Source organism: Bifidobacterium porcinum, assembly GCF_055378475.1.
On record NZ_AP029603.1, the window covers coordinates 283,472 to 307,729 of the forward strand.

The 24,258-nt window shown below is 61.4% G+C and carries 20 protein-coding genes and 1 pseudogene; 12 read left to right on the forward strand and 9 right to left on the reverse strand.

Annotation, left to right across the window (positions count from 1 at the left end):
• The first annotated feature begins 29 nt into the window (after nt 1–29).
• Nucleotides 30–716 carry a 3-isopropylmalate dehydratase small subunit gene (gene leuD, locus ACZ41G_RS01085; RefSeq protein ID WP_464145445.1) on the forward strand — a complete coding sequence of 229 codons (687 nt, stop codon included), beginning with the start codon at nt 30–32 and terminating at the stop codon, nt 714–716.
• 315 nt (nt 717–1,031) lie between these two features.
• Complete coding sequence (locus ACZ41G_RS01090; protein ID WP_321046992.1) at nt 1,032–1,427, forward strand: iron chaperone; 396 nt, start codon at nt 1,032–1,034, stop codon at nt 1,425–1,427.
• 255 nt (nt 1,428–1,682) lie between these two features.
• On the opposite strand, the gene ACZ41G_RS01095 is transcribed toward ACZ41G_RS01090, so the two are convergent.
• Nucleotides 1,683–2,891 carry a diguanylate cyclase gene (locus ACZ41G_RS01095; protein WP_464145447.1) on the reverse strand — a complete coding sequence of 403 codons (1,209 nt, stop codon included), beginning with the start codon at nt 2,889–2,891 and terminating at the stop codon, nt 1,683–1,685.
• 175 nt (nt 2,892–3,066) lie between these two features.
• The gene (locus ACZ41G_RS01100; RefSeq protein ID WP_464145449.1) at nt 3,067–4,215 is read right to left on the reverse strand and encodes a GmrSD restriction endonuclease domain-containing protein; all 1,149 of its coding nucleotides are present in this window, start codon (nt 4,213–4,215) and stop codon (nt 3,067–3,069) included.
• 306 nt (nt 4,216–4,521) lie between these two features.
• On the opposite strand from ACZ41G_RS01100, the gene murA reads away from it, so the two are divergent.
• The 3 genes and pseudogenes from murA (at nt 4,522) to ACZ41G_RS01115 (ending at nt 8,540) form a co-directional block, all read left to right on the forward strand.
• Entirely contained in the window at nt 4,522–5,847 is a 1,326-nt protein-coding gene (gene murA / locus ACZ41G_RS01105; RefSeq protein ID WP_015449799.1) for a UDP-N-acetylglucosamine 1-carboxyvinyltransferase, read from the forward strand.
• Between the two features lie 338 nt (nt 5,848–6,185).
• A pseudogene (locus ACZ41G_RS01110) lies at nt 6,186–6,251 on the forward strand (zinc-ribbon domain-containing protein); the annotation flags it as partial.
• Nucleotides 6,252–6,419: 168 nt separating this feature from the next.
• On the forward strand, nt 6,420–8,540 hold the full coding sequence (locus ACZ41G_RS01115; RefSeq protein ID WP_464146141.1) for a PASTA domain-containing protein: 2,121 nt from the start codon (nt 6,420–6,422) through the stop codon (nt 8,538–8,540).
• A 552-nt stretch (nt 8,541–9,092) separates the two neighbouring features.
• On the opposite strand, the gene ACZ41G_RS01120 is transcribed toward ACZ41G_RS01115, so the two are convergent.
• Nucleotides 9,093–10,112 (reverse strand): HAD family hydrolase, encoded by a 1,020-nt coding sequence (locus ACZ41G_RS01120; protein ID WP_464145451.1) that lies wholly within the window; start codon nt 10,110–10,112, stop codon nt 9,093–9,095.
• Nucleotides 10,113–10,311: 199 nt separating this feature from the next.
• Here ACZ41G_RS01120 and ACZ41G_RS01125 point away from each other — a divergent pair, with 199 nt between their 5' ends.
• A complete protein-coding gene (locus ACZ41G_RS01125) occupies nt 10,312–11,277 on the forward strand; it encodes a lysophospholipid acyltransferase family protein (protein ID WP_464145453.1) in 966 nt (321 codons plus the stop codon).
• 35 nt (nt 11,278–11,312) lie between these two features.
• On the opposite strand, the gene ACZ41G_RS01130 is transcribed toward ACZ41G_RS01125, so the two are convergent.
• Entirely contained in the window at nt 11,313–11,444 is a 132-nt protein-coding gene (locus tag ACZ41G_RS01130) for a hypothetical protein (protein WP_321046987.1), read from the reverse strand.
• A gap of 18 nt (nt 11,445–11,462) precedes the next feature.
• On the opposite strand from ACZ41G_RS01130, the gene ACZ41G_RS01135 reads away from it, so the two are divergent.
• From ACZ41G_RS01135 to ACZ41G_RS01145, 3 genes are all read left to right on the forward strand, one after another.
• Nucleotides 11,463–12,461: an NAD(P)H-dependent glycerol-3-phosphate dehydrogenase gene (locus ACZ41G_RS01135; RefSeq protein WP_464145455.1), complete on the forward strand. Its 999-nt coding sequence runs from the start codon at nt 11,463–11,465 to the stop codon at nt 12,459–12,461.
• A gap of 258 nt (nt 12,462–12,719) precedes the next feature.
• A complete protein-coding gene (locus ACZ41G_RS01140) occupies nt 12,720–13,862 on the forward strand; it encodes a D-alanine--D-alanine ligase family protein (RefSeq protein ID WP_321046985.1) in 1,143 nt (380 codons plus the stop codon).
• Between the two features lie 146 nt (nt 13,863–14,008).
• Entirely contained in the window at nt 14,009–15,787 is a 1,779-nt protein-coding gene (locus ACZ41G_RS01145) for a CPBP family intramembrane glutamic endopeptidase (protein WP_441482064.1), read from the forward strand.
• Between the two features lie 241 nt (nt 15,788–16,028).
• Here ACZ41G_RS01145 and ACZ41G_RS01150 read toward each other — a convergent pair whose 3' ends face one another.
• Nucleotides 16,029–16,811: a mechanosensitive ion channel family protein gene (locus ACZ41G_RS01150; protein ID WP_033506738.1), complete on the reverse strand. Its 783-nt coding sequence runs from the start codon at nt 16,809–16,811 to the stop codon at nt 16,029–16,031.
• A gap of 296 nt (nt 16,812–17,107) precedes the next feature.
• On the opposite strand from ACZ41G_RS01150, the gene ACZ41G_RS01155 reads away from it, so the two are divergent.
• Entirely contained in the window at nt 17,108–18,505 is a 1,398-nt protein-coding gene (locus tag ACZ41G_RS01155; RefSeq protein WP_464145458.1) for an Mbeg1-like protein, read from the forward strand.
• Nucleotides 18,506–18,613: 108 nt separating this feature from the next.
• Here the strand turns inward: ACZ41G_RS01155 and ACZ41G_RS01160 are convergent, their stop codons facing one another.
• Nucleotides 18,614–19,255: a TetR/AcrR family transcriptional regulator gene (locus ACZ41G_RS01160; protein WP_464145460.1), complete on the reverse strand. Its 642-nt coding sequence runs from the start codon at nt 19,253–19,255 to the stop codon at nt 18,614–18,616.
• Between the two features lie 482 nt (nt 19,256–19,737).
• On the opposite strand from ACZ41G_RS01160, the gene ACZ41G_RS01165 reads away from it, so the two are divergent.
• Entirely contained in the window at nt 19,738–20,559 is an 822-nt protein-coding gene (locus ACZ41G_RS01165) for a putative ABC transporter permease (RefSeq protein WP_464146143.1), read from the forward strand.
• A 65-nt stretch (nt 20,560–20,624) separates the two neighbouring features.
• Here the strand turns inward: ACZ41G_RS01165 and ACZ41G_RS01170 are convergent, their stop codons facing one another.
• From ACZ41G_RS01170 to ACZ41G_RS01180, 3 genes are all read right to left on the reverse strand, one after another.
• A complete protein-coding gene (locus ACZ41G_RS01170) occupies nt 20,625–22,070 on the reverse strand; it encodes an aspartate ammonia-lyase (protein WP_464146145.1) in 1,446 nt (481 codons plus the stop codon).
• Between the two features lie 271 nt (nt 22,071–22,341).
• On the reverse strand, nt 22,342–22,941 hold the full coding sequence (locus tag ACZ41G_RS01175; RefSeq protein ID WP_464146147.1) for an IS30 family transposase: 600 nt from the start codon (nt 22,939–22,941) through the stop codon (nt 22,342–22,344).
• Nucleotides 22,845–23,633 (reverse strand): transposase, encoded by a 789-nt coding sequence (locus ACZ41G_RS01180; RefSeq protein WP_464145462.1) that lies wholly within the window; start codon nt 23,631–23,633, stop codon nt 22,845–22,847. Before ACZ41G_RS01180 ends, ACZ41G_RS01175 begins: the two co-directional genes overlap by 97 nt.
• Nucleotides 23,634–23,726: 93 nt before the next feature.
• Here ACZ41G_RS01180 and ACZ41G_RS01185 point away from each other — a divergent pair, with 93 nt between their 5' ends.
• Entirely contained in the window at nt 23,727–24,206 is a 480-nt protein-coding gene (locus ACZ41G_RS01185) for an SDR family NAD(P)-dependent oxidoreductase (protein ID WP_239646919.1), read from the forward strand.
• Nucleotides 24,207–24,258 lie beyond the last annotated feature (52 nt).

Genomic DNA, 24,258 nt, shown 5'->3' on the forward strand with positions numbered 1-24,258 from the left:
GCAGACGCCGGCCGATGAAAGGAATCGTTATGGAAAAGCTGACCGTGGTGACCGGAACCGGCGTTCCGCTCCGCCGCTCGAATGTGGATACCGACCAGATTATCCCCGCCGTGTTCCTCAAGCGGGTCAAGAAAACCGGGTTCGAGGATGCGCTGTTCTACGCATGGCGCCGCGACCCTGATTTCGTGCTCAACCGCCCCGAATATAAGCAGGGCAAGATTTTGGTCGCCGGACCGGATTTCGGCATCGGCTCGTCGCGTGAACGCGCGGTGTGGGCGCTGCGCGACTACGGTTTCCGCGTGGTCATCTCCTCCCGCTTCGCCGACATCTTCTACGGCAACACCGCGAAGAACGGTGTGCTGGCCGCAATCATGCCGCAGGAAAGCATCGAGCTGCTGTGGAAGTTGCTTGAAGAGGAACCCGGCCGTGATATGACCGTCGATTTGGGTGCGCGTACCGTGACTTGCGGCGACGTGACCCTGCCGTTCGAGGTGGGCGACTACGTGCGCTGGCGTCTGATGAACGGCTATGACGACATCGATTTGACGCTCCAGCATGAGGATGATATCGCCGCCTACGAGAAGATGCGCGCCAAGAAGTTCCCGTTCAAGCCGAAGACGCTGCCGGCCAAGCATTGGCCGGACGTGCCGATCCAGTCCGCGCGTGAGCCCGAGGGGACCAAGCCGTGGGCCGGTCCGATCGGTAGCCGGGAGTAGTCTCCGAGGGGGTGCAGCATAGGCTGTTGGCCGCGGGATCCACATGGGTTCCGCGGCCTTTTGCGTTGCAGACGCGGGTGGCGGGATGCTTGACTACGGGCGCATTGTGCAGGCGAGCGGTTGCGGGAATCCGGTGAATCAACTATTTCTGGGGCGTCGCTCCCGCGGGACTTCAGAAATCACAAGGCGGAAACCAACACCCGTCGGCTGTTGGCGATTTGGCGATTCGCCGCGCCGGATACGGTACGCTTACGGGGACAGCGCAGCCGCATCCGGACGAAACCGGAGCACGTCCCGACCGGAATGGAGCAACACATGGCGAAATACGCGAACGTCGAGGAATATCTTGGCTCAATTGCCGACGAGCGGCATCGCGCCGAATTCAAGGAACTGCTCGACTGGGTGCATGCCACATGGCCGCAGCTGGTCTGCGAAGTCAAATGGAACCAACCCATGTTCATGGACCATGGCACATTCATCATCGGGTTCACCGCGCTGACCAACCATGTGACTGTCGGCTCAGAACCGCGTGCATTCGAGCATGCCATGCCGCTAATAGAGCAGCAGCATCTCAAGCGTGGCAAGAAAACCTTCCAGATTCCGTATGAGCGTAGTGACGCGTGGGAGGTGCTCGAGCAGATTATCGAATTCACCATCGCGGACAAGCACGACGTGCAGACCTTCTGGGATCAGCGCCGTCCCGGATGTTGATATCCGCGGTTTCGTGAGGTAAGCCGCGGGATTAACCGTGAGGCAAGGCGTGGGTTGCGAGGCCTGCGTGGGTTGGCGGCGGATTATCCAAGGAGCGTCTGCGCAGAACCCTAAGCACACGTCAGCTTTCTGCTTCTACCGACGCTGAAGGCCTCGTCAGCGTCGGTAGAAACAGAAAGCCGGGGGGAGCCACAAACAGTATGCTCGTGCTGACCTGTTTGCCCGCTCTGATGGGATTGGTCTACGCGGTTTGGTTCATGCGCCGATGGCAGCTTTGATGCGCCGGGCGAGCGTCGCATCCCACATGGCGCCGGTCGCGCTCATCACCGCATCTGCCCCCGCCTCTCGGTACGCGAGGTAATGTTCCGGCTCGATGACCCCGCCGACGCCGATGATCGCAAAATCAAGCCCGAGGCGCTCGCGAATCGCCGACAGGCGGCGGACCATGTCCAGTCCCGCCCCACGGATCGCGTTCCCGCACACACCGCTGCGGTCGCGCCCCTCGCCGGGAAGCGCCTGATTGCCGGAAGCGTCCACGAGTTTCGCGGAAATCGTGTTGATAGTGGAGAAACCTTGTGCCGTGCCATGTCCGACGGTTTCGCGCACCATGGTCTCGAGCTCGATATCCGAGGGGAAATAGGCGAGTTTGACGATGAGCGGCCGGTCGCCGATCTCGTTCTTGACTGCTTCGGCGATGCGGCCGACCAGATGCGGGTCGTGGCACAGCAGCCGGTTATGGCCTTCGTTCGGGCAGCTCGTGTTCATTTCCATGAGCTGTGCGCCGGTTTCGCATACGAGCCGTGCAGTGGCCACGTGGTCGGCGACGTACTCGTCGGTGCTCATGCCGGCGACGCGTGAGCCTTGGAAACTCGGCACCAACAGCTGTCCGGGGCCGGCGGCGGCGATGGCGTCACGCATATCCGGCTGCCATACATCAGGATCGCGCGACGGCACGCCGAAGGAATTGGAAATGGAAATCGGCAAATCATACCGGGTGTCCGCGAGCACGCCTTCATCGAGTTCGGGGCTGCCGGGGGTGAGCGACCCGTCCGCCGCCTTGGGGTGCACGGCCAGCACGTTAGGGAAAGGATTGCAGCCCCATGCGCGCGACCGCACGGTTTTGTACACGGCCAAATCGAATCCCATACGGAAGGCGGCGGTCGTGAACCGTGAGTTGAGCAGCGGGCCGGCGGGAATGCCGAACGGCAGATTCACCGGGAAACCGAGCACGGTTGCGGGTTCTGTGGGAGTTGCGTGTGTCGCAGCGGTTTCATCGGTTGCCGGAGCCGATTCGGAAGTCGCCGCGGAATTCATCGTGCCGCTGTTGGACGCTGCAGCCTCGCCTTTCAGTGCCGAAGCCTCAGCCGCCAGCGCCTGTGCGAATTGGCCGAACGGCCCGCGCCGGTAATTGTCGTCATAGGTGAGGTTGACGTCATAGAACGGCTCGAATTGCTGGTTGGTCATGCTTGCAAACTCCCGTCATTTGCCTTTCGGCACCCGTATTTGCTCCCAGTATATGGATTGGCGCGATTGGTCGTGGCGATGTGCGGCGCTGATGAGACGATTCGCGCGGCTGATTCAGAATGACCGATTCGGGTGGCATCCCGAAACCGACCGCGCAGTCGATTCCGACCAGCAATCACTCGCAGGCTACGCCGTCGCCGTCGCGGTCGAGTTTCCTCGAATACCCCGGTTGCCCCTGATACAGCGGAGCCTTGCCCGCAGCGCGGACGGCCGAGCAGTTCTGGTAATAGACATCCACGCCGGATTGCTGCGTGGGCGCTGGAGCCGGTGCCGCCTGTGTTTGTGCTGGTGCGGGCGCTGGAGCCGGTGCCGCCTGCGTGGTCTGCGCCGGTTCTGGCGTCTGCTCAAGCTGGCTGTCCGCTTGCGCAGAGGCGACTACGCCGCCGCCATCGGGCACGGTCTGCCCCGGGCAGCCGGACAATACGTTGGTCATCGCGTCTTTCTCAGCCTGCGTCACCCATAGCGCGTACTTGTGCTTCACGCCAATCTGCCGCGCGACATACTGGCAGCGGAACGACTTGTTGGACGGCAGCCAGGACGCCGCGTCGGAATCGGATTTCTGCTGGTTTGCCGGCCCGTCCACCGCGAGCAGATTGTATGGGTCATTCGCCAGTTGCAGCCGCTGGTCAGCGTTGAGCTGCTGCGCGCCCTTTTGCCACGCGTCGGACAACGCGACGACATGGTCGATCTGCACGGCGGTCGACGTATGCTGTCCGCGCACGAAATTGATGGTTTTTCCGGTGTACGGGTCGTTGAGCGTGCCGGTCTTGACCACGCAATCATGCGTGCCGGATTTGAAAGTCACATTCGTCATATCGCGTTTGAGGATGTCGTTGCGCGTGTCGCAGCCGTTGTGATCGACGTCCGACCAGGCGGCACCGAACTGGGTGCGCGCGTATCCGGTCTTGGGTGCGCGCCCTTTAACCGGCAGGGTTGCCAGCATGTCGACGGCGGCGCCGGACGCGTTGGACGATCCTGAATTTGCGTCGGATTGCGCGGATGCGTCGTCTGACGGGCTTGCGCTGGATTCGGGCGTTTCGCTCGGAGGGGCGGATTCGGACGGAGTCGCGCTCTCCGACGCGGAATCGCTTGACAACGCCGATGTATCGCTGTCGGACCCGCCGCAAGCGGACAACGGCAGCAGCATTGTGCCGGCGAGGATTGCGGCAATCAGCTTGGTCAGCGAACGTTCCCGGGAGAACACACCGCGTGGGGTGTTGCGATTATCATCGTGGCGTGCGTGTGCATTGACGAAATTGTTCATGTGACGCTCCTTCACATTCCCTTTCTTCCCTGTGATATCGCCCGAAGGCGGCACATCATCCGAATATTCTATGTCTGTGCGGCGGAGTTCATGCGGCATCTCGCAAGTGTGTCATGGACGGTGTTGTCGTTGTTCTGTGGCGATTGGCGGAAAACCGCTTTTCACGTACGATTCGGCTGGTAGCATGTTCACCGCTTATGCACATGCGGTGTGGCACCATTGGTGATACCAACCAGTAGTGTGTCAGCGTCGGCCGCCCATTGGGGCGACAGACGTGTCCGGGCAAGGGAATCGAAAGAGGTCGACGTGGTCGAAGAGAAAGATGATGTGCTCCATGTTGAAGGCGGCAAGCCGCTCCATGGCACGATCAAGGTTCGCGGAGCCAAGAATTTCGTAAGCAAGGCCATGGTCGCCGCGCTACTCGCGCCCGGTAAGTCCGTCTTGAAGAATGTGCCGGAAATCCGCGATGTCCACGTGGTGTCCGATTTGCTGCGCCTGCACGGCGTGGACGTGAATGTTGACGGCAAGAACGGCATCGTCACCATCGACGCCACCCACGTCAAACTCGCGGATGTCGCCGATGTGGACACCTTGTCCGGGTCCTCGCGCATTCCGATCCTGTTCTCCGGCCCACTCGTGCATCGCTTGGGCGAGGCGTTCATCCCGGCGCTCGGCGGTTGCAATATCGGCGGGCGTCCGATCAACTTCCATCTCGACACCCTGCGCAAACTCGGCGCCGATGTCGACAAGGAACACAAGGACGGCATCCATATCACCGCTCCGAACGGCCTGCATGGCGCGAAAATCCATCTGCCGTACCCATCGGTTGGGGCCACCGAGCAGACCCTGCTGGCGGCTGTGCTCGCCGAAGGCAAGACGGAACTGTCCGGCGCGGCCATCGAACCGGAAATCATGGATTTGGTCGCAGTTTTGCAGAAGATGGGCGCAATCATCTCCGTGGATGTGGACCGCACCTTCCGCATCGAAGGCGTAGAAAAACTCCAAGGCTTCACCCACACCGCACTGACCGACCGCATCGAAGCCGCTTCCTGGGCTTCGGCGGCGCTCGCCACCCGCGGTGACGTGTTCGTCAAGGGGGCCACGCAGGCCGACATGATGACCTTCCTCAACGTGTTCCGCAAGGTCGGCGGCAAATTCGACATCACCGACGAGGGCATCCGCTTCTGGCATCCGGGCGGCGATTTGCACCCGGTGGCCATCGAGACCGATGTGCACCCCGGCTTCATGACCGACTGGCAGCAGCCGCTCGTGGTCGCGCTGACCCAGGCGAAAGGCCTGTCGATTGTGCACGAGACCGTGTACGAGAACCGTTTCGGCTTCACCAAGCCGCTGGTACAGATGGGTGCGACCATTCAGCTGTACCGTGAGTGCCTTGGCTCGTTGCCCTGCCGTTTCCAGCAGCGCAACTATAAGCATTCCGCGGTGATTTTCGGGCCGACCCCGCTGACTGGGCGCGACATTGACGTGCCGGATTTGCGCGGCGGTTTCAGCCATCTGATTGCGGCGCTCGCGGCTTCCGGGCCGTCCGACGTGCATGGGATTTCGCTGATTGATCGCGGATACGCCGACTTCCGCGGCAAGTTGCTCGCGCTTGGGGCTGATATCGACTGACGTAGGCATGGTGCTTGACGCTAGGTGCTCTGTACTCGGCGGCTGGTCCGGTAGGTCTGGACCGAGATGTTGCCGGGTTAGCTGATCCCGATGGCTATTGGTACTGATGGTGCCGTTCTCCGATGTGGAGGGCGGCACCATGTGTTTTCGGGCGGTATCTGGACGCGGTGTGATGGGGAAGTCGCACGGCGGGCAGATGACGGATGACAGCAACGAGCCGATACCTATCGTCAGCCGCGTGTCGCGATGTTAAGATGGCGCTCAGTTGAGAAGTACAGCCCGGAAGACGAGCGTTGTTGTTCGGTGGGATTCGGGGCGCTGAGACGAAGGGATTCGCCATGTATTGTGGGCACTGCGGATGGAAGAACACCGATGATGCCAAGTTCTGTGCGTCATGTGGCAACCCCCTGCGTCAATCGGGTGCGGGGCAAGCAGCGGCGCAAACCGCGGTACAAACCCAGCCCGGTCAGGTGATGGCACCTGATGACTCTCCGGCTTCGGCTCCGGATCCTGTACGTCCAACAGCGTCGCCATCATCCATCGAACCGAATGCCACTGCATCGAATACCCCTGTGGCTGCCACACACCAGCCCAAAGCCATCATCGCGGCGATTGTCGCAGCGGTGCTTGTCGTCGCAGCGGGTGTAATGGCAGGCCTTACATATCATGCTGAACTCTGGGGCGGCAAGACCTTGCCTGATATCGCTGCAGCCAGTGCGAACGCCGGAAAACAAACAGGAAAGGCGAAAGCTGCCGTCACTGCGGATTCCGTGGTCGCGCAGTTGAAGGCCAAAGGCATCACTTCAGCCAAGCGCCAGGAATTTTCCGGGGCTGAGAAAGGCGCCTTCCTCGGGTATGGCAACGCCAAGGCCGGGCAGCGCGTGCGGTCCGGTTCCAGTGTGGTCGTACGTGAATCCGCAGGGCCCGGCGTCCCGAGCAATGTCGAACATGCGAAAGCCAGCACGGCAGTCACCATACTCAAGACCATGGGCGTGCCGGTTCACACCAAGCAGATCGCAGTGAGCTCCTCCTCAAAACTCGCCGGTGGCACGGTCGTTGCGACCTACCCGCTGGCCGGTCAGGCGGTCACCGACGCAACCACCGGCATCTACGTCGGCGTTGCGGCGAAAACCGACGGCAAGACCCCGGCCATCCCCTATGACGCCATCGGTACGGATATCAACAGCGTGAAAGACATACTCGCCAAAGCGGGCGTAAACGTCATCGCCAAGCCGCATTTCTCGTCCAAGAAGAACGTCGGCAAACTGGTCTCTTCAAGCCCGGCGCCCGGCACTGTGCTGTCCTCGGGCGAAAGCGTGACGCTGTACTACGGCATCGGCGCCGACAAGGTGCAGGAGGCGACCGTAGGGCAAAGCAATGCCCCGTATTTCTACGCTTCGGAACTCAACGACACGGTGACTGGCACGTATTGCAAGAGCGCTGTGACCGACGTTGCAAAAGATTGCATCACGCTCGCGCAGGATGAAAACGGCTCGGTATACCGCGTCACGGCGAAAGACACCGGCACAAGCAGTGATGGGCACAGCAACGACATCCTTACCATGTGCTTCCCCTTCGCGGACGGCAACGCCGGCGACATCGGCACCTGCTCGTACGGCGGCTCGCAACTGCCGGCAGGGGAGGGCGGCATGGCGAAGCGCCTGATCGCCAAGCAGTGGGGCGCCTTCGATTTCGGCGAGCTCGGCGGCTCACCAAGCTGCGGCACCGCCATGTTCTCCCCGTACGATGAAGGCTGCAACGCCAGCAAACAGGTCGTGCAAGACTCCCATGACATGTCCGGAGCAACCTTCGACATGCGCGGCTTCTACGTGTTCTTCGCTTCCGGAGCGAACCTGGACGCCATCGAGAAGAGCGGGTATTTCGACGACAGCGCGCTCGCGGCTGCGAAGAAAGGTTCGAAGCCGGACACGTCCCGCCCGTTCATCCTCGCCCGTGACGCCTCGCAATACGACACCACCAGTGTCCCGTACAACAAGGCGCCGGTGCCGTCCGGGCAGACGCTGGTGCAGGACCCCTTCGTCCCCGGAGTCGGCGAGTTCTCTGCGTCCGTGAAGTTCAAGCCCGCCCCGACCGACGCGAACGCCTACTATCTCGTCGAATCCGGCCAGCCCGACTGGCAGAGCCTGCCCGACTGCGACGCCAACGGCACAGTGTCCGAAGCCGCCGCGCAAGAGCAGGGATTCTGGCGCCAGGTGCAGGGGAAGTATATTTTCTCCGTTGGTGCTGGCGCATGGTCAACGATAATGACGGTTAATGCAGATGGCACATTCTCTGCTGATTATCACGATTCCGACCTTGGGGTAACCGGCGATGGATATCCGAATGGATCCAGATCGATCGCGTCCGGCACAGGTAAGTTCAACTATTCCAAGCGCAACGATGATGGCTCGTTCAGCATGACATGCGACCAAAAGGCGTTCCACCAGAACGGCACCGTCGGCGACGTGACCATCAAGGACGGTGTCCGGGTGGAAACAGTTGACGGCATCTATGGGCTGACCCCGTGCAACACATTCACCGTGTATCCGACCGGATACGCGACCAGCGCGCTGAGTGACGACGTGAAAAGCTGGATGTATGGCGTGATCGGCAATCCGCTCCCATCGACGCTGGCCGGTCCGCTCATCGTCAATGACAGCGGCACGTTCGCCTTCATCTACGACCAGAACTGATGACGGAGTGGCTATCTTCTGGCAGTGTATTGAAATCTTTTTTGAACTGATTGGTTCAGAATAATGATTCAAGGATCGGCCAGATTTTTCGTTAGCCCATCGGAACTGGTGAAGCGTTTGTCGATACGAGCATCCTCCTGTTGCATGGCCTCGACGCTTGTCAGACTTTCTCGTCTGATTTGAACGGTATACCGTTCTCACGGATGGATTGCCGCGGAAATACGCTGAAAGGCAGGTGATATTCCGGGTAGGCCATTCTGCGCGCATTGCGATTCGCTCCCGGGAGATCTCGCGCGGTCCGGTCGAGAACGGGTAAACTCCCGGATTCTTGCGGGAGTTTACGGCAGATATGCGAATACGGTGCTGTTCTCCCAAAATCGGCTTTTGGACCGTTTTTCAGAACCGCGGAATTCCAACGTTCTTGTTGGGAGATTATTTGTCAGGGCACCGGATTGCGCAAAACTCCCACGTCCCGTGCGGGAGTTTAGCCGCGAATCGCATGATTCGCCGAGTTCTCCCGCAGGAACGTCCCTTTCGGTGGCGACAGGGCAATCAAATCAAACCAAGCCGGCTGAACGCGTGAGCGAACCCGTCATCCTCCACACTGTCGGTGACCATGTCCGCCGCCTGCTTGATCTCCTCGATTCCGTTGCCCATCGCGACGCTGGTGCCGGCTGCGAGAATCATTGCCATGTCGTTGCCGCCGTCGCCGAGCGCGATGGTGTCTTCGATGCGATACCCGAGTGTGCGCGCGACCTGTGCCACGGCGGTGCCCTTGTCGACGCCGGGGATCAGCAGCTCCCCGTGATTGTCCGAGATCTTGCCGTACGTGCCCGGCACGGCGGTAAACCACCGGCTGAGCGCCTTGCACGTGTCCTCGAACGACGTCGGATTGCCACGATCAGCGAAATACGAGCCTTTGCTCGCCCTGATGGATGCGCCGAGGCTCTGCCCGTGTGTGTCGAGATCCTCGATGACATGCCAGCGGGACGCGAACTGCGGATCCTTCCACGCGGAGCCTTTCGCCTGCAGATACTGCATGTACCCGCGCGACACGTACATGCCGTCCGGCCCCTGCCACTGGTAGTTGCGGATGTCGTGCTCCCGGAAGTACGCGGTCGCCACATCGATGACCTCGGGGCTGATTAGATGTTCGAACAGTGTGCGGCCGTTGATGTCCGCCCGCGCCCCGGCGACCGAGACCACGCCATCGAAGCCGAGGTCGAGGATGCTCTGCTCGATTTTCATGAGCGACCTGCCGGTGCAGATGAACAGCAGATGCCCATTGCGCTGGGCCTGCCGGCACGCGTCGACGGCCGATTGTGGCACGTGATGGTGCTCGTCGGCCAGCGTGCCATCGATATCGATGAACACGAGCTTGCTGCCGGTAGGCGCATGCTGACCGGATATGCGCGGTTCGGCAGACACCTGTCGGTCGTCCGGTGACACATTGCTGCGATTTCTGCTGTCTTTGCTGTCTCTGTCGCCCTTGCCGCACATGCAGTTCACACAGTCCATGATGCCCATGTCGTCCCTGCGGTTCATGCCATTCGCATCGCTGATATCGCTCATACCGCCACCGTACCGCCCACCACAGTCAGATTCCTGGCGATTGAACGCCGGGAATCCGCACAACGCCAGTTTTCTATTGACGTCATCAATCCGCCGCTGACAATCAGTCGAACCCCGACGGATTGACGGATTTCATGCGCTCGCAGCCCTCAGCCCCTTCTGTCACTGCCTTGGCTGGCGGTTGCGGCACAATGGTGGTATGACTTCGAAAGGCAAACCATCGCCGCGCAGCGCGGTCAAGCCGCTGAGCGACGAACAGGTCGCGAAACTCGCCCAGCGTCATCATCTGGTCGATCCGACCAAGGAATACCCGACAGGCCCGCGTACCCCGAACGATGCGGAAATCAACGCGCAGAACCCGAAAGCCACCGCCCGCCTGCTCAAAGGCGTGTCCGTGGTGCTCAGCCAGCGCAGCAAAGTGTACGCGTGGGGCTTGGAACATGTCCCGGAAACCGGCCCGTTCATCACCGCCGCCACACACGTGACCATGTACGACGTCTTCGTCCCGATGATGAGCTTGTTCCACCTTGGCCGCCGTCCGCGATTCATGGCCAAGGCAGAAATGGCACACTGGCCGGTCATCGGCAAATGGTTCCAGATCGTCGGCATGCAGCCGGTACCAAGACGTTCCGGCAAAGCGAAAGCCATCGAAGCGGAATCCATCAACATCCTCACATCCGGGCGCCCGCTGACCATCTGGCCGGAAGGCACCCTCACCCGCGACCCGCAGAAATGGCCGATGAGCATGAAATCCGGCGTCGGATACATCGCGCTCGAAGCCTCACGTCGCCTCGGCTACCAAATCCCGCTGTACTGCTCGGTCACATGGGGTGCGGCAAGCATCAACCAATGGTGGCCGTGGCCGCGCAAGAACGTCGTCATGTGCTATGACGACCGGCTTGATTACGCTGATCTGCTCGCCACCCAGGATTCGTGGGGTGACGAGCCTCCTGTCGAACTCGCCCAAGCGCTCGCCGACCGTGTGCGCGCCCGGATGGAGACCGTCATGGCCGAAATCCGCGGCGAACAACCGCCAGCCGAAGGATACTGGGATTACCGCACGATGAGCCGCAAGCCACGTCCGCAGATTTCTTTCCGACGCGAGGGCGGCGAGACGCCGTTCATCGCGGCCACGCAGGGCGCCGCACCGGCTTCAGCCGCGTGATTTAGGCGTTTGCGCACGACTTTCTTCCAGTACTCTCACTTCGCATTCGCGCGTGCATAGGCGGGGGCGAGTACCATGAACCCCAGCACTACGGAGTCTGCCCGCAGCAGGCGGGCTCCGGCGGCGGCAGCGACAACCGCCACGACCACAATCAGACGCCGCAACACGTCTGCAAGGAGATTGACATGACAAACATCACCGTCTTGGGTGCAGGAGCATGGGGAACCGCGTTCGGCCAAGTCCTCGCCGATGCGGGCAACACCGTGACCATGTGGGCGATCGAGCCGGAAATCGTCACGGACATCCATGAGCATCACCGCAACTCGTATCGTCTGCCCAGCGTCGAACAACTCCCGGCGACCATGGACGCAACCGGTGATCGCGCGCAAGCGGTGGCGAATGCGGATATCATCGTTGTTGCGATTGCGGCACAGTTCGCCCGCGTCGCACTCGCCGAATTCAAGGATCTGATTCCGTCCACAGCGCTCGTCGTCTCCCTGATGAAAGGCATTGAACGCACCACAGGCAAACGCATGGACGAAGTGGTGCGCGAATCCCTGAACCTTCCCGCGGAGCGCTTCGTCGCGATTTCCGGACCGAACCTGAGCAAGCAGGTCGCCGACCGCCAGCCTGCGGCCACGGTTGTCGGCTGCGCTGATATCGCCAACGCGCGCACTGTCGCAAAAGCCTGCGAAACCAAGTATTTCAAGCCTTTCGTCACCACTGATGTCATTGGCCTGGAAATGTGCGGGTCACTCAAGAACGTGGTCGCGCTCGCCGTCGGCATGGCTCGGGGAGCCGGGTACGGGGAGAACACGGCCGCGATGATTGAGACTCGCGGTCTGGCGGAATTGACGGCGTTAGGCAAGGCTGCGGGCGCTGACCCGAAGACCTTCGCGGGACTCGCCGGCGTGGGTGATCTGGTCGCCACCTGCGGATCCCCGCTGAGCCGTAACTACACCTTCGGCGCAAATCTGGGCAAGGGTCTGAGCGTCGAGGAAGCCACGAAGGCAAGCAATGGCGTCGCTGAAGGCGTGCCGACCACTGATGCGGTGGTTGCGCTTGGCCGCCAGCTCGGCGTACCGACCCCGCTCGCCAACGCGATGAGCGATGTGTTGGACAAGGGCATCTCCTGCGCCGACATGCTGGGCGAGTTGTTCGGCGGCGACATTACTGAGGAGTAACGCCACCGAGGAGTGACATTACTGAGGAGTGACGCCGCCGAAAAGCGACATCACCGAACGGTGTCGCTGCACGGGCAGTGGCGCCGTAAAGATTTCCGGCGATTCGTGCCCGCCAGCGGCCGCCGAACCATGGTTCGCGCTATGGTTGCGGCAGACGAACGCGCAGCGATCCGCCGCCACGAGGTCTATTCGAAGTCAAGGTGAGAAACCGGGCGCCCGCGCAAAGGCGGGGAACTGCCCATAACGTAAAGGATGATCATGACGAAGCAACGCATTATGGTGCTGTACGGCGGCAAGGCCGACGAACATTCGATTTCCTGCATTTCGACCGCCGGTATGCTCAATGCGCTTGATACCGAGCGTTTCGAGCCGGTTCCGGTGGGTATCACCAAGGACGGCAAGTGGCTGGTCGGCGGAACCGACCCGCGCACCTTCTCGCTGGATGGCGGTGAACTCCCGGTCGTCCAGGCCAGTGCCGACGCGCGCGAAGTGGTGCTTGACCCGGCGCGTGGGGCGGATGGGTTCTTCGCCCGCGAACAGAACGGAACGCTGACTTCCCTCGGCCATATCGACGCGGTGTTCCCGGTGCTGCACGGCCCGTACGGCGAGGATGGCACGGTTCAGGGCCTGCTTGAGATGATGGGTGTGCCGTATGTGGGTTGCGGTGTGTTCGCTTCCGCCGCTTGCATGGACAAGCATTTCACGAAGGTGCTGCTCAACGCCGCCGGCATCGCCACGGCTCCGGGCATCACCCTTGACACCCGCGATTTCGATGCGGCCGACGGGTTCGCCACCCAAGGCGAGGCGCTGATCTGCCAGGTGCGGGAGGCGGGGCTCGCATACCCGCTGTTCGTCAAGCCGTCGCGCGCCGGTTCAAGCTTCGGTGTGACGAAAGTCGAGCATGAGGGCGATGCCGCCGAACTGGCTGCCGCCGTGTTCGAAGCTTCCCACCACGACTGGAAGGTGCTGATTGAGCAGGGCATCGACGCGCGTGAAATCGAATGCGCGGTGTTCTCGCCCAAGCCGGGCGGACAGCCGCGCGCCAGCTGGCCGGGTGAGATTGTGCTCGACCGTCGCGACGATGGCGAGGACCAGTTCTACGACTTCGACAGCAAGTACATGGACGCGCAGGCATCTCACGTCGAGGTGCCGGCCAAGCTGCCACAGGAGACGCTCGAGCTGGTGCGCAGCACCGCGATTAAGGCGTTCAAGGCTGTTGACGGCGCCGGATTGAGCCGCGTGGACACCTTCGTGACGAAGGACGGCTCGGTGATGGTCAACGAAATCAACACGATGCCGGGATTCACGCCGATTTCCATGTACCCCAAGGCCTGGGCCGCGACCGGTCTGCCGTATGGCGAGCTGATTTCCCAGCTGATTGACGGGGTGCTCAAGCACTGAAACCGCCGTCGTACGCAAGCCGGCGGAACTTGCAGCCGCTCGGCTTGCTTCGCGCTTGAAGCATCCCTTGCTATGATGAACCTCACCAGTGCTTTGCGGCGAGGGCTGAGCATGTGGACAGTGGTCGGACAACGCAAGGGATGCTCATGACGTGGATGAATGATAACAATCAGCCGGATGACAGCCAGTCAGGTGACAGCCAACTGGACGGCTGCCGGCAGGACGGCAACGGGACAACGGAATCTCAGCAGTCGGCGCAGCCGCAGATGCCGTCTGCGCCGGAGGGACAGCCATATCAATCGGCCCCGCAGCAAGTGCCAGTGAATTCGGCGGCGCCATTACCGTATACTGTGCCGTATGCTGTGCCGCCGCAATCGCCGGTGTCGCCAGTTGCTCCCGGTCCGTGGGCCATGGCGTATCCTCCGGCGATGGAGTATCCGCCAATTCCACAACCCGCTCCGCAGCAGGTTCCTATGGCTCAACCATACGGGCAACAATACCGGGCGATGCCCCCGCAATACCCCGCTGTGCCGCCGCAGATGCCGCAGTCTGCACCGCAACCGCAATTCCAGACCCTGCCGCCGCAACCCCGGTCAGTGTCACAGCCACAACAAGCACCGCAATTCGAGCAGACGCCACAATCCCAGCAATCCCCGCAGGGTCAGCAGACTCCGCAGTCATCTTTGCCTCCGCAACAGCCGTCGCCGTCCCCGCAACCGCCTTATCAGCCGGCATACTCTGGATATCCAACGTACCCAACGTACCCGGCATACCCAACGTACCCGCCGTATCTTCCGCAGGTCTTCCCGCCCGCCCAATTCGCGCAGATACTTCCTCAGCAGTGGCAGGCATGGTGGCAGGCGAAGCGCCGCACGCAAGCGGCGAAACACGACTACTCAATCATCGGCTGGGCGCTGATACTCATCATCGGGGTGTGGCTGGTCGGCGCGTCCCTCGTGACCGTCGGCGTCGCCTTGTCCCACAATGGTGAAAACATCCCCACCGGTTTGCTTCTTCTGCTGAGCAACCTGCCGTTGTATGCCATCGCGATGCCCCTGTCGTTGCTTGTGTTCCGCAACGTGCCGAGGCTGGCGACCAAGCGGTTCGACATGTCGCCCGGCACATTCATCAAGCTGTTCGTCGCCATTGTGCCGATCATGTATATCGGCGCGATTATCGGCAATCTCGTCTCCGCGCCGTTTTCAGGCGACGACCAGGATACGCTCGAATCGGCGTTGGTGAATACGGACTATTTCTCCCTGTTTCTGTTGACCTGCGTGTGCGCCCCGATTTTCGAGGAGTGGATCTTTCGCAAGGAAATCATCGACAGAACCCGCAAATACGGGGAAAAGACGGCGATTGTGGTGTCCGCGCTGTGCTTCGGACTGTTCCACGGCAATGTGCGGCAGTTCTTCTACGCATTCGGTCTTGGCTTGATTCTCGGATACATGTATGTGCGTACGTCGAAACTGTGGTATTCGATGCTCATGCATGCGCTGGTCAATCTCAACGGCGGAGTCATTTCGATTTGGGTGACGTCCCGTATCGACGACAAAGCGCTGATGCGCGCAATGGAACAGTCCAACGATGCTGCGATGCGTGAGGTGCAGCGCCAGATGGGCGGACTGATTATCGTCGGTGTCTATGTGCTAATCATGTTGGCGTTGTTCATCGCGGGCATCGTCATTCTTGTGCGCAACCGTAAGCGTTTTGTCTTCTTTGATGCGCCCGAGCAGCTTGAACAGGGTACCGGCGTGAAGACGGCGCTCGGCAATCCCGGCATGATCGTGTTCCTCGTCGTCGGCACCCTCATGACCATCAGCGCGTTGGTGATGTCGAAGATTCCGGCGGAGGGATCGTTCGGCGTCGATGATGCGGGTTCGGCAACTATCCTGCCACAGATGCTCGGAGCACTGATCGGCTGAGGGTGCCGGCGTTCCGCCTGTGCCCTGTCGGAGTGTGTTGGAGCTTCGCCGGAGTTCTGCTGGGTCTCCGCAACGCCGTTTTCCGCAGTTTTGATATCGCTGAAATCAATGCCGCTGAAACCCGTTGTGTGAGGATTGGCTCGCGCAATGGGGGTCGTGGTGGTCGCGCTCTGCCGGATTGGCGGGGTCTCAGGTGGTTGTGTGAGGATTTGCTCACACAACCGGATGGATGCCTTTCAGCTCATTCCCCGGTCGCGGCGCGCTGCTCGAGGAACTCCTCGCCGGCCAACGACCGGACCGCCGCATCTCTCACGGTGGACGCGAAGATGCCGGGCTTGGCGAACACCATGATTTCGCCCTCGACCCCATACGGGGAGAAGCCGGTGAACTTGACAAGCGGTGGGTTCCCGTCCGCCGCATATTCCGCCGTCGCCTTGCCGACTGTGGCGATCATCCGTATGGAGGCGGCATCGAGGTCGGTTCCTGATTTCAGTGTGAACGGCACGGTGACGCACCCTTCGCTCGCTTCGGTTACGCGCTCGAGCGATGAGGTGTTCAGCACGGAATTGGGGATGACGATTTCATCGCCGCTGCGGGCTTTGACCACCGTGTGCCGCCAAGTGATGTCTTTGACTACGCCTGTCGTACCGGCTACGGTGACCAAATCACCGGGCTGAATCACTTTGCCCAGCATCAGCCCGAATCCGCCGATGACATTCGCGATGGTGTCTTTCATACCGAGGGAGATCGCGACGCCTCCAACGCCGAGCGCGGTGATCAGCGTGGTCGGATTGATGCCGAACACCGGTTGCAGCACGATGGTCACGGCAATCACCCAAATCAGGACGCGCGCCAGATTGATGAAAATCGAGGCGCTCGGCACTTGCGAGCGGTCAAGCAGCGTACGCAGTCCCCGGCTGACGAGTTTTGAGATGATGACGGCGGCGATGATCACTGCCGCCAGCCAGATGAGTTTGCCCGCGTTGGCGCTTAGCCACGCGATGATATATTCGACGATGCCCATGTTTCCTCGATTCCCGGGTTACCAACGCCGGTGCAGTGCCGATACCGTATTCGGATACCGCATTTGGATACCGCATAAATCCGGCAGAACCAATCCGGCAAATCAGATCCGTTCCGTTCCCGTTCCAGTATCTTGTATCTTGCGCCATCGCGTCGCGACTGTGCGCCCGTTCGCGGCCGATTCGCACAGAATCAACGAATTGCCGGCAATCGTGTTGCGGGCATGGCTCGCAGAACTGGAAGAATCGCCGCCATGCCCTGTCACGGTGTCGAACGGTTCTCGATTACGATGATGGTATGGGCAACATCGTCGATTATGTGCGCACCGATTTCCGTACCTTCGCCGAGCATCCGTTCTCCGCTGTTGATTCCTTGGTGCTCAGCGAGCTGTCGTATATCCGTTTGCCGTTGGTGGTCCCGGTGTTCGGGGCGGCGCGTTCGATTGACACCATCGCGTTGACAAGAGTGTTGCGGGCGGAGGATTTTCCGATGATGTTCGCCGCCGACTCCCAGCAGGTCAACAGCGCTCGTCTTGATTTGTTGGTTGCCGTCGCTGAAAGCCCGAGATTCCGCGGCTTGCGCGTGGGCGAGTACATCCAGCGCGACGATGTCGACCGTGAGCAGCAGTTCGCCGCGATGACCTTCGACCTTGGTGATTGCACCGGAATCCGTGGGTCTTTTGGCCCGGGCGGTCTGTTGTATGTCGCCTTCCGCGGCACCGACGGCACGCTGCTCGGCTGGAAAGAGGACTTCAATATGGCGTTCCGCTGCCCAGTCCCGTCGCAGGAGTCGGCGGCGAAGTACCTTTCCTCAATCCTTGACCGGTCGGCGGGCGTACCCGGCGGCGATGCCTCCGCCGTGATGGTGGGCGGACATTCGAAGGGCGGCAATATGGCGGTGTACGCGTCGGTTCGTATGGCTGCGCGCGATTTGGATGCCATGCAGTGGCTCGCGGATGAATCCGGCGGATCGCAGTTGCCGATGATTGAGGCGACGTCAATGGCGGGCCGCCGGACATCCGACAAGCAGTTGCGCATCGGTAGCGCCGACCCCGGTGACGCCGGCAATATCAGCCGGGGCGTCCAAGACAGCCAAAACCTCCCCACTGACGGCACCGTCCAACACGTTCAACCGACCCAACGTAACCGGTACGCCGCGCGTATTCGCCGGGTGTTCTCCCATGACGGTCCGGGATTCCCCAAGCGGCTCGAATCCGCGGCGTTTGATGCGGTGGCGTCGCGTGTGGATAAAACCGTTCCGCAGTCATCGGTCGTCGGCATGCTGATGGATGACGGTCTGCCACACCGGGTCATCGAAGCCGATGCCGTCGGTATCATGCAGCATCTGGGCATGTCGTGGCAGGTGCAAGATGGCGAGTTCGTCGCGGCGCCCGGATTGTCGGCGACCGCGATGTTCGCCGGCAGCACGGTCAACGCATGGATGCTCGGTATCGACCCGGCTGACCGTCGGAAGGTGATCGACGAACTGTATGTGATTTTCTCGACTCCCGGCTACCGCAGTTTCGGTGAGCTTGCAGAGCATTGGACGACAGCGCTCCCGGTGATTATCGATGCCACGCGCAAGACGGACCGTGAGACGCGTCGGCTGGTCGCCGGTGTACTGGCCGCGTTGCCGGCGACGGCTTGGCGCAACTTGCCGCAGGTTCCGCAACTGGTGATTGATTCGCTGCGTTGACGGTTCGCGATAACAAAACGTTCGTCGCGCCGGCAGCCGAATCTTGGCAGCCGAGTCCAAGTAGCCATGTCCTGACAGTCAAGCCCCGCCGGCTCTGTGAGCCGCCGACTATTGGATGCGCGGCGCAGCAGACGGGTTGAACACCCGCTTCCAATAGCCAAGCATGTCGGTTTTCGACAGGCTCAGATACATGCTCATGGCTAGTGCGGCGGCATCGTCGTTGAGCAGGTCTTCCGGCTTGATGCGGCCCGACAGTTCCGGCCAGCGCCGCAGAATGCCGAACATGCCGCCGATGGCGAAGTCAAGCATGAGGTCGGTTTTCAAATCCAGTTGCTGCGGGTCGATTTGCAGGATACTCATCAGGTTGAGCCGCGAGAAGTCCCGCAGGGATGCAAGCAGTTCCGCCGAACCGTGCGGCCCGGTGACCAAGGACAGCCGGTCAAGCCGTTCGCGTTGCTCCGGCGACTGCAAAACATTGGCGACATTTGTCCGCCAAGCTGTTTCCGGGTCGGTGCCTGACTGTGGCAGCGAAACCGGGGTGTTCTCCACCATGTGCAAGATCGCGGCGTCGGCGAGTTCGGGCAGACCGCTGAAATGGTAGTAGAAGGAGTTGCGGTTGACGTCGGCTTCGTGCACGATGTCGGTGACGGTGATCTTCCGGTATTCGCGTGATGCGAGGAGGTCCCAGAATGCGTTCTCCATGCGCTCCTTGGCGGGAAGGATTTCCGAGTCTCGGCGTGGCCTTGCCATACGTGCCTGCTCCTTTTCTTGGGATTGTGGCGTCCGCTGCACCACAGGTCACCATTGTCGCATTATTGATTGACGTTGCCGAAGATGGACAAGAGAGGGGGTATTGATATCGCGGATATTGGAAGGTTGCGGAATCCTGGTGTCACAATCACCGTCCACCACTAACGACTCGATGCATCTCGGTGGGGCTTTCACCGGGACGACCAGTAAAACAAGCAAGAAATCGGTTCCGGCACGGGTACTTTGTCGCTGATTCGCTCGAACTGGTCGAGGAACTCCGGTGCGGGCTTATGCTCTGGTTTGGCGTTACACCGTGAGATGCCACGTTTCCTGTATTGTGGATAGCCGGATGTGTCTGACGTACAGTCATCAGGTGTGTTGTATCGAGCAACGCGTCACAATGGCATCCGGCACGAATCCGCATTCCGCGATGCTCGCGTTTGAAGGCATCGGCGGATGTGATGAGAAGAAAGGCAGACGGCATGCAGGTATTGGAATTCGTGGAGCGGCTGTTCCTGACATGGGCGTTGTACAGCTGTATCGGCTGGATTTGGGAGACCGGGCTGTCAATCGTCGTGCGCCGTCGTTTCGTCGACAGGGGTGTCCTGATCGGACCGCTGTGCCCGATATACGGCTTCGGGGCGCTGCTGGTCCTGTTCCTGCTCAACGATGTGACCAATCCCGTCGCGTTGTTCCTCAGCAGCGGCGTTGTCGCATGTACGTTGGAATACATCTCCTCATACGTCATCGAAAAGCTGCATCACGTCAGATTGTGGGATTACAGCAACAAGCCGTTCAATATCAACGGCCGCGTATACCTCAACGGCTTCATTGCGTTCGGAGCCGGTGCGACGCTGGTCAAACTCTTCGTACAACCATGGTTCATGGGGATTGTCCGTCAGTGGACGCCGCTGGCCTTGCATATAGTATGCGGCGTCATCGCAGTGCTGCTCATTGTGGACGTCTCGTTGACCGCGGCATACTCGTGGAGCTTCGACACCAAACTCAAACGCATCAGCGAAGATGTCAATGCGGTGCATGCCGAACAGGTCGCGAATCTTGACGAGAAGGTGGTCACGGCGAGTGAGCGTCTCGAGGAGCGCAGGCGCGCTGTGCTCGATTCGCATGTGTCGCATACGCTCAATTGGCAACAGCGACGATTGATGCAGGCGTTCCCCGCCATGCGTTCAGCGCGCGACAATGCGATCATCGACCAGCTGCGCGAGAGCATGGAAGGGTTGCGTTCCGGCCATCGGACGCGCGATACACGGCATGACGGCGATGATACGCGCGCTGACAAGTAAACTAAGTAACGCTTGCGGGCAGGGCGTCCCGTCGAAACCCCCGTGCAGTGCGAAGACCAGAATCGTCAGGCTTGCGCGCCACCCTGTTCACGGCATGTCTGGCCCAAACGGCGGGACAAGGTAATCGGGTCAAGCAGTTGGTCGAGACGACCGTCGGGCATGTCGGTGCGCTCGCCGGCGACTTCGCGGACCGTGCGCTTGGTACGCAACGCCTCTTTGGCGATGGCCGCGGCACGCTCATAGCCGATTTCGCTGTTGAGCGAAGCCGAGATAGACGGCGATTCGGCGGCAAACTGGCGCCCCTGCTCGAGGTTGACGGTGATGCCGTCCACGCAGTTGAGGCGGAAGGTGCGCATCGCATTGCCCAGCAGGCGGATGCCTTCGAGCAGCGTATGCACGGCGACCGGTTCGAAGGCGTTGAGCTGCAGCTGGCCTTCGGCGCACGCCCAGTTGACGGTCGTGTCCATGCCGAACACGGTGAAGCAACACTGGTCCACACACTCTGGGATTACTGGGTTCACCTTGCCTGGCATAATGCTCGAGCCAGCCTGACGTGGGGGCACATTGATGTCGTTGAATCCGCAGCGTGGACCGGAGTTGAGCAGACGCAGGTCGTCCGCAGCCTTCTTCAGGTGCACGGCGAGGTTTTTCAGCGCGGACGAGGTGTCGACGAACGCGCTCATATCGCTGGTTGCGGCGATCGGGTCAGGTGCGGCGGTCACCGGATAGCCGGTAATTTCACCGAGGTGCTCGATTGCGGACTTGCGGAAGCGGATATCCGCGCAGATGCCGGTGCCGATGGCAGTGCCGCCCAGGTTCATCACCGCGAGTTCAGGCTCCAGCTTGTCAAGGGATGCCTTGTCGGCCTTGAAATACGAGGCGAAGGCGTGGAATTCCTGACCGTAGGTCATCGGGACCGCATCCTGGAGCTGTGTGCGACCGATGGTCACATCGTTGATGTGTTTGTCGGCGAGCTTGTGGAATGCGCGGGCGAGCAGGCGGCATTCCTCGATCATCGGCTTGAGTGCGGTGATCAGGGCGAGACGGCATGCGGCCGGGTAGGTGTCGTTGGTGGACTGCGACTTGTTTACGTGGTCGTTCGGGTGGATGTACCCGTAGTCGCCGCGCTGGTGGCCGGCGAGTTCGAGCGCACGGTTGGCGATGACCTCGTTCATGTTCATATTCGTCGAGGTGCCGGCGCCGCCCTGGCGTACGTCCACGGGGAACTGGTCGGCGAGCTCGCCGGCTTCGATGTCGCGGCATGCCTGCCGGATGAGTTCGGCGCGCATCGGGTCGATCAGTCCGAGCTCCTCGTTGGCGTCCACGCAGGCGCGTTTGACTTGTGCATACCCGGCGATGAGTTCCGGATGCCTGCTGATGGGCGTGTCGGAAACGGGGAAGTTCTGGATGGCGCGTTGCACGTTGATGCCCCAGTACACGTTCGCCGGGACCGGCATTTCGCCGAGGGAATCGTGTTCGATGCGCGCCGGGCCGCTGAATGGCAGCGGCATATGGGATACTGTCGCGTCGCGGGGGTCGCGCAGTTGTTCTGTCGCGTCCTCGCTGACCGCCGCTGCGGCGGCTTTCGCGTCGGCGTCGTAGTCGATGCCTTTCGCGGTCGTGATGTCGCCTGCGGCGGCATCCGCGGTGTCAATGGTGTCGTTGCTGGTAGCTGCTGTATCCATGGTTTCACCCTAGGCTTTCTTCGTTACCTATGATGCCGCATCGTAACACGACACGCCTGAAGCTGAAACTAGGCGGAAACGTGTCCGGGGGCGGATTCTAATGGTCGTCGCAACATCTTTGTTGACAGTTGGTGTTGATGGTATCGGTTGGTGTTGACGTTGCGGTGTCGCCGAGCAGTCTGAGGATCTTCTCGCTGGGTTTCATGTATCCCAGGGTCTTGCGGGGCCTGTCGTCGGGTTCCGCGGCGACTGCGTCGAGGTATTCCTCGGTGTATCCGGACAGGTCGGTCCCCTTGGGGAAGTACTGGCGCAGCAAGCCGTTGGTGTTCTCGTTGGTGCCGCGCTGCCAGGGGCTGTGAGGGTCGCAGAAGTACACCTGCATGTCGAGCGCGGCGGACACGCGTGCATGCAGGGCGAGTTCGGATCCCTGGTCCCACGTCAGCGAGTCGGGCAGGGGCGCGGGCAGCGTCCGCATCTTGCGGATGATGGCGTCCTGCACGTGTTCGGCGTCGTGCCCGTCGGGCAGGTGCAGGAGGATCGTGAACCGGGTGGTGCGTTCCACGAGGGTGCCGATCGCGCTGCGGTTGCCGGCACCGCAGATCAGGTCGCCTTCCCAGTGGCCGGGGACCGCCCGGTCGGCGACCTCGGCCGGCCACTGATCATGACCATGGGCTCGCGGAACCTGGGGCGTCTGGATTGGCCGTCGCCGCGGTGCCTGCGTACGACGCGCCCCCGTCTCATGGCATGTTTGAGCTGGAGTCGCAGCTCGCCCTTGCCTTGCGCGTGGATGGCCTGGTAGATGGTCTCGTGGCATGCGTTCATGCTTCCGTTATCCGGGTGGCCGCGTCGGAGCCTGCCGCTGATCTGTTCGGGGCTCCAGTGCTTGTCGGGCCCGGCCTTGATCTCGTCCCGCAGCGGGGTGCCGGGCATGATCTTGCGTGGCTTGGGGCGTCTGAGGCGGTGGGTGGCCATCTGCTGGGCGCGGTGCGACCCGTACACGCCGCCGATTTGGTCGACGTTGCGGCGCAGTTCGCGGCTGATGGTGCTGGGCGCCCCGCCGGAGGTCCTGGCGATGGCGCGCACGCTGTTCCCGGCGCGGTGCATGTCGGCGATGGTGATGCGCTCGTCCATGCACAGGTATCTGGCGTCGATCTGCTTGGGTTTGTCCATGCCGCCACGGTACCAGTCCACGAGCGGCCGCTCGTTGCGGCCGGTGGAACGTGTCCTGCCGTTGCGCCAGGCCTTCCCGGTGCGTTTGGATACACCGACCGCGTGGGCGGCCTGGATGAAGTTCACACCGCCGCGCACCAGGCCCAGGTACTTCGCGCGTCTCGCCGCCTGCATGTCCCGCAGCTTCTCGTACTTGGTCCCGTCGAACTCGTACACCATGTTTCGATTCCTTCCGAATCCAAGGTGTTGCGACGTTCACTAGAACTCGCCAGGCTCTGATCAACTGCGCGGGGGGCGCTGGGCAAGGATCCCGTGGCGACGGCGGATCTTGACGACTGGCGTTCGATGTATGAGCTCAACGTGTTGGGAACCCTGCGGATCACCCAGAAGCTGCTTCCGGTACTGAAACGGGCGGCCGGAGGCGGCACGGTTCAGTTCATCTCGTCCACCGCGGGGATCGAACCGTATGAGGGCGGAGGCGGCTACTGCGCGTCGAAATTCGCCGAACGGGTCATGGCCAGGGTGCTCAGGCTCGAGCAGATCGGCGAGCCCGTTCGCATCGTTGACATATTGCCTGGCATGATTCGTACCGAGGAGTTCTCGCTGAAGCGTTTCCATGGTGATGCCGAGCGCGCGGCAAGCGTCTACGACGGTGTTCCGGATCCGCTGGAGGCCGAGGGCATCGCCGAATGCGTGCGCTGGGCTCTGGACCAGCCGGACACGGTGGATGTGGACTCGATCGTGGTCCGTCCTCGTGCCGAAGGCTCGTATACGAAGGTTTTCCGCCGGTAGTCGATAGCCGCCAGACTCCAGCCGGGTAGATGACACAGGCAGCACCACCGTG

What these genes read in the sequence shown, in the direction of transcription:
- leuD (WP_464145445.1), top strand. Translation starts at nt 30, where the DNA reads ATGGAAAAGCTGACCGTGGTGACCGGAACCGGCGTTCCGCTCCGCCGC.
- ACZ41G_RS01090 (WP_321046992.1), top strand. Translation starts at nt 1,032, where the DNA reads ATGGCGAAATACGCGAACGTCGAGGAATATCTTGGCTCAATTGCCGAC.
- ACZ41G_RS01095 (WP_464145447.1), bottom strand. Translation starts at nt 2,891, where the DNA reads ATGACCAACCAGCAATTCGAGCCGTTCTATGACGTCAACCTCACCTAT.
- ACZ41G_RS01100 (WP_464145449.1), bottom strand. Translation starts at nt 4,215, where the DNA reads ATGAACAATTTCGTCAATGCACACGCACGCCACGATGATAATCGCAAC.
- ACZ41G_RS01120 (WP_464145451.1), bottom strand. Translation starts at nt 10,112, where the DNA reads ATGAGCGATATCAGCGATGCGAATGGCATGAACCGCAGGGACGACATG.
- ACZ41G_RS01125 (WP_464145453.1), top strand. Translation starts at nt 10,312, where the DNA reads ATGACTTCGAAAGGCAAACCATCGCCGCGCAGCGCGGTCAAGCCGCTG.
- ACZ41G_RS01135 (WP_464145455.1), top strand. Translation starts at nt 11,463, where the DNA reads ATGACAAACATCACCGTCTTGGGTGCAGGAGCATGGGGAACCGCGTTC.
- ACZ41G_RS01140 (WP_321046985.1), top strand. Translation starts at nt 12,720, where the DNA reads ATGACGAAGCAACGCATTATGGTGCTGTACGGCGGCAAGGCCGACGAA.
- ACZ41G_RS01145 (WP_441482064.1), top strand. Translation starts at nt 14,009, where the DNA reads ATGACGTGGATGAATGATAACAATCAGCCGGATGACAGCCAGTCAGGT.
- ACZ41G_RS01150 (WP_033506738.1), bottom strand. Translation starts at nt 16,811, where the DNA reads ATGGGCATCGTCGAATATATCATCGCGTGGCTAAGCGCCAACGCGGGC.
- ACZ41G_RS01155 (WP_464145458.1), top strand. Translation starts at nt 17,108, where the DNA reads ATGGGCAACATCGTCGATTATGTGCGCACCGATTTCCGTACCTTCGCC.
- ACZ41G_RS01160 (WP_464145460.1), bottom strand. Translation starts at nt 19,255, where the DNA reads ATGGCAAGGCCACGCCGAGACTCGGAAATCCTTCCCGCCAAGGAGCGC.
- ACZ41G_RS01165 (WP_464146143.1), top strand. Translation starts at nt 19,738, where the DNA reads ATGCAGGTATTGGAATTCGTGGAGCGGCTGTTCCTGACATGGGCGTTG.
- ACZ41G_RS01170 (WP_464146145.1), bottom strand. Translation starts at nt 22,070, where the DNA reads ATGCCGCTGCCATTCAGCGGCCCGGCGCGCATCGAACACGATTCCCTC.
- ACZ41G_RS01180 (WP_464145462.1), bottom strand. Translation starts at nt 23,633, where the DNA reads ATGGTGTACGAGTTCGACGGGACCAAGTACGAGAAGCTGCGGGACATG.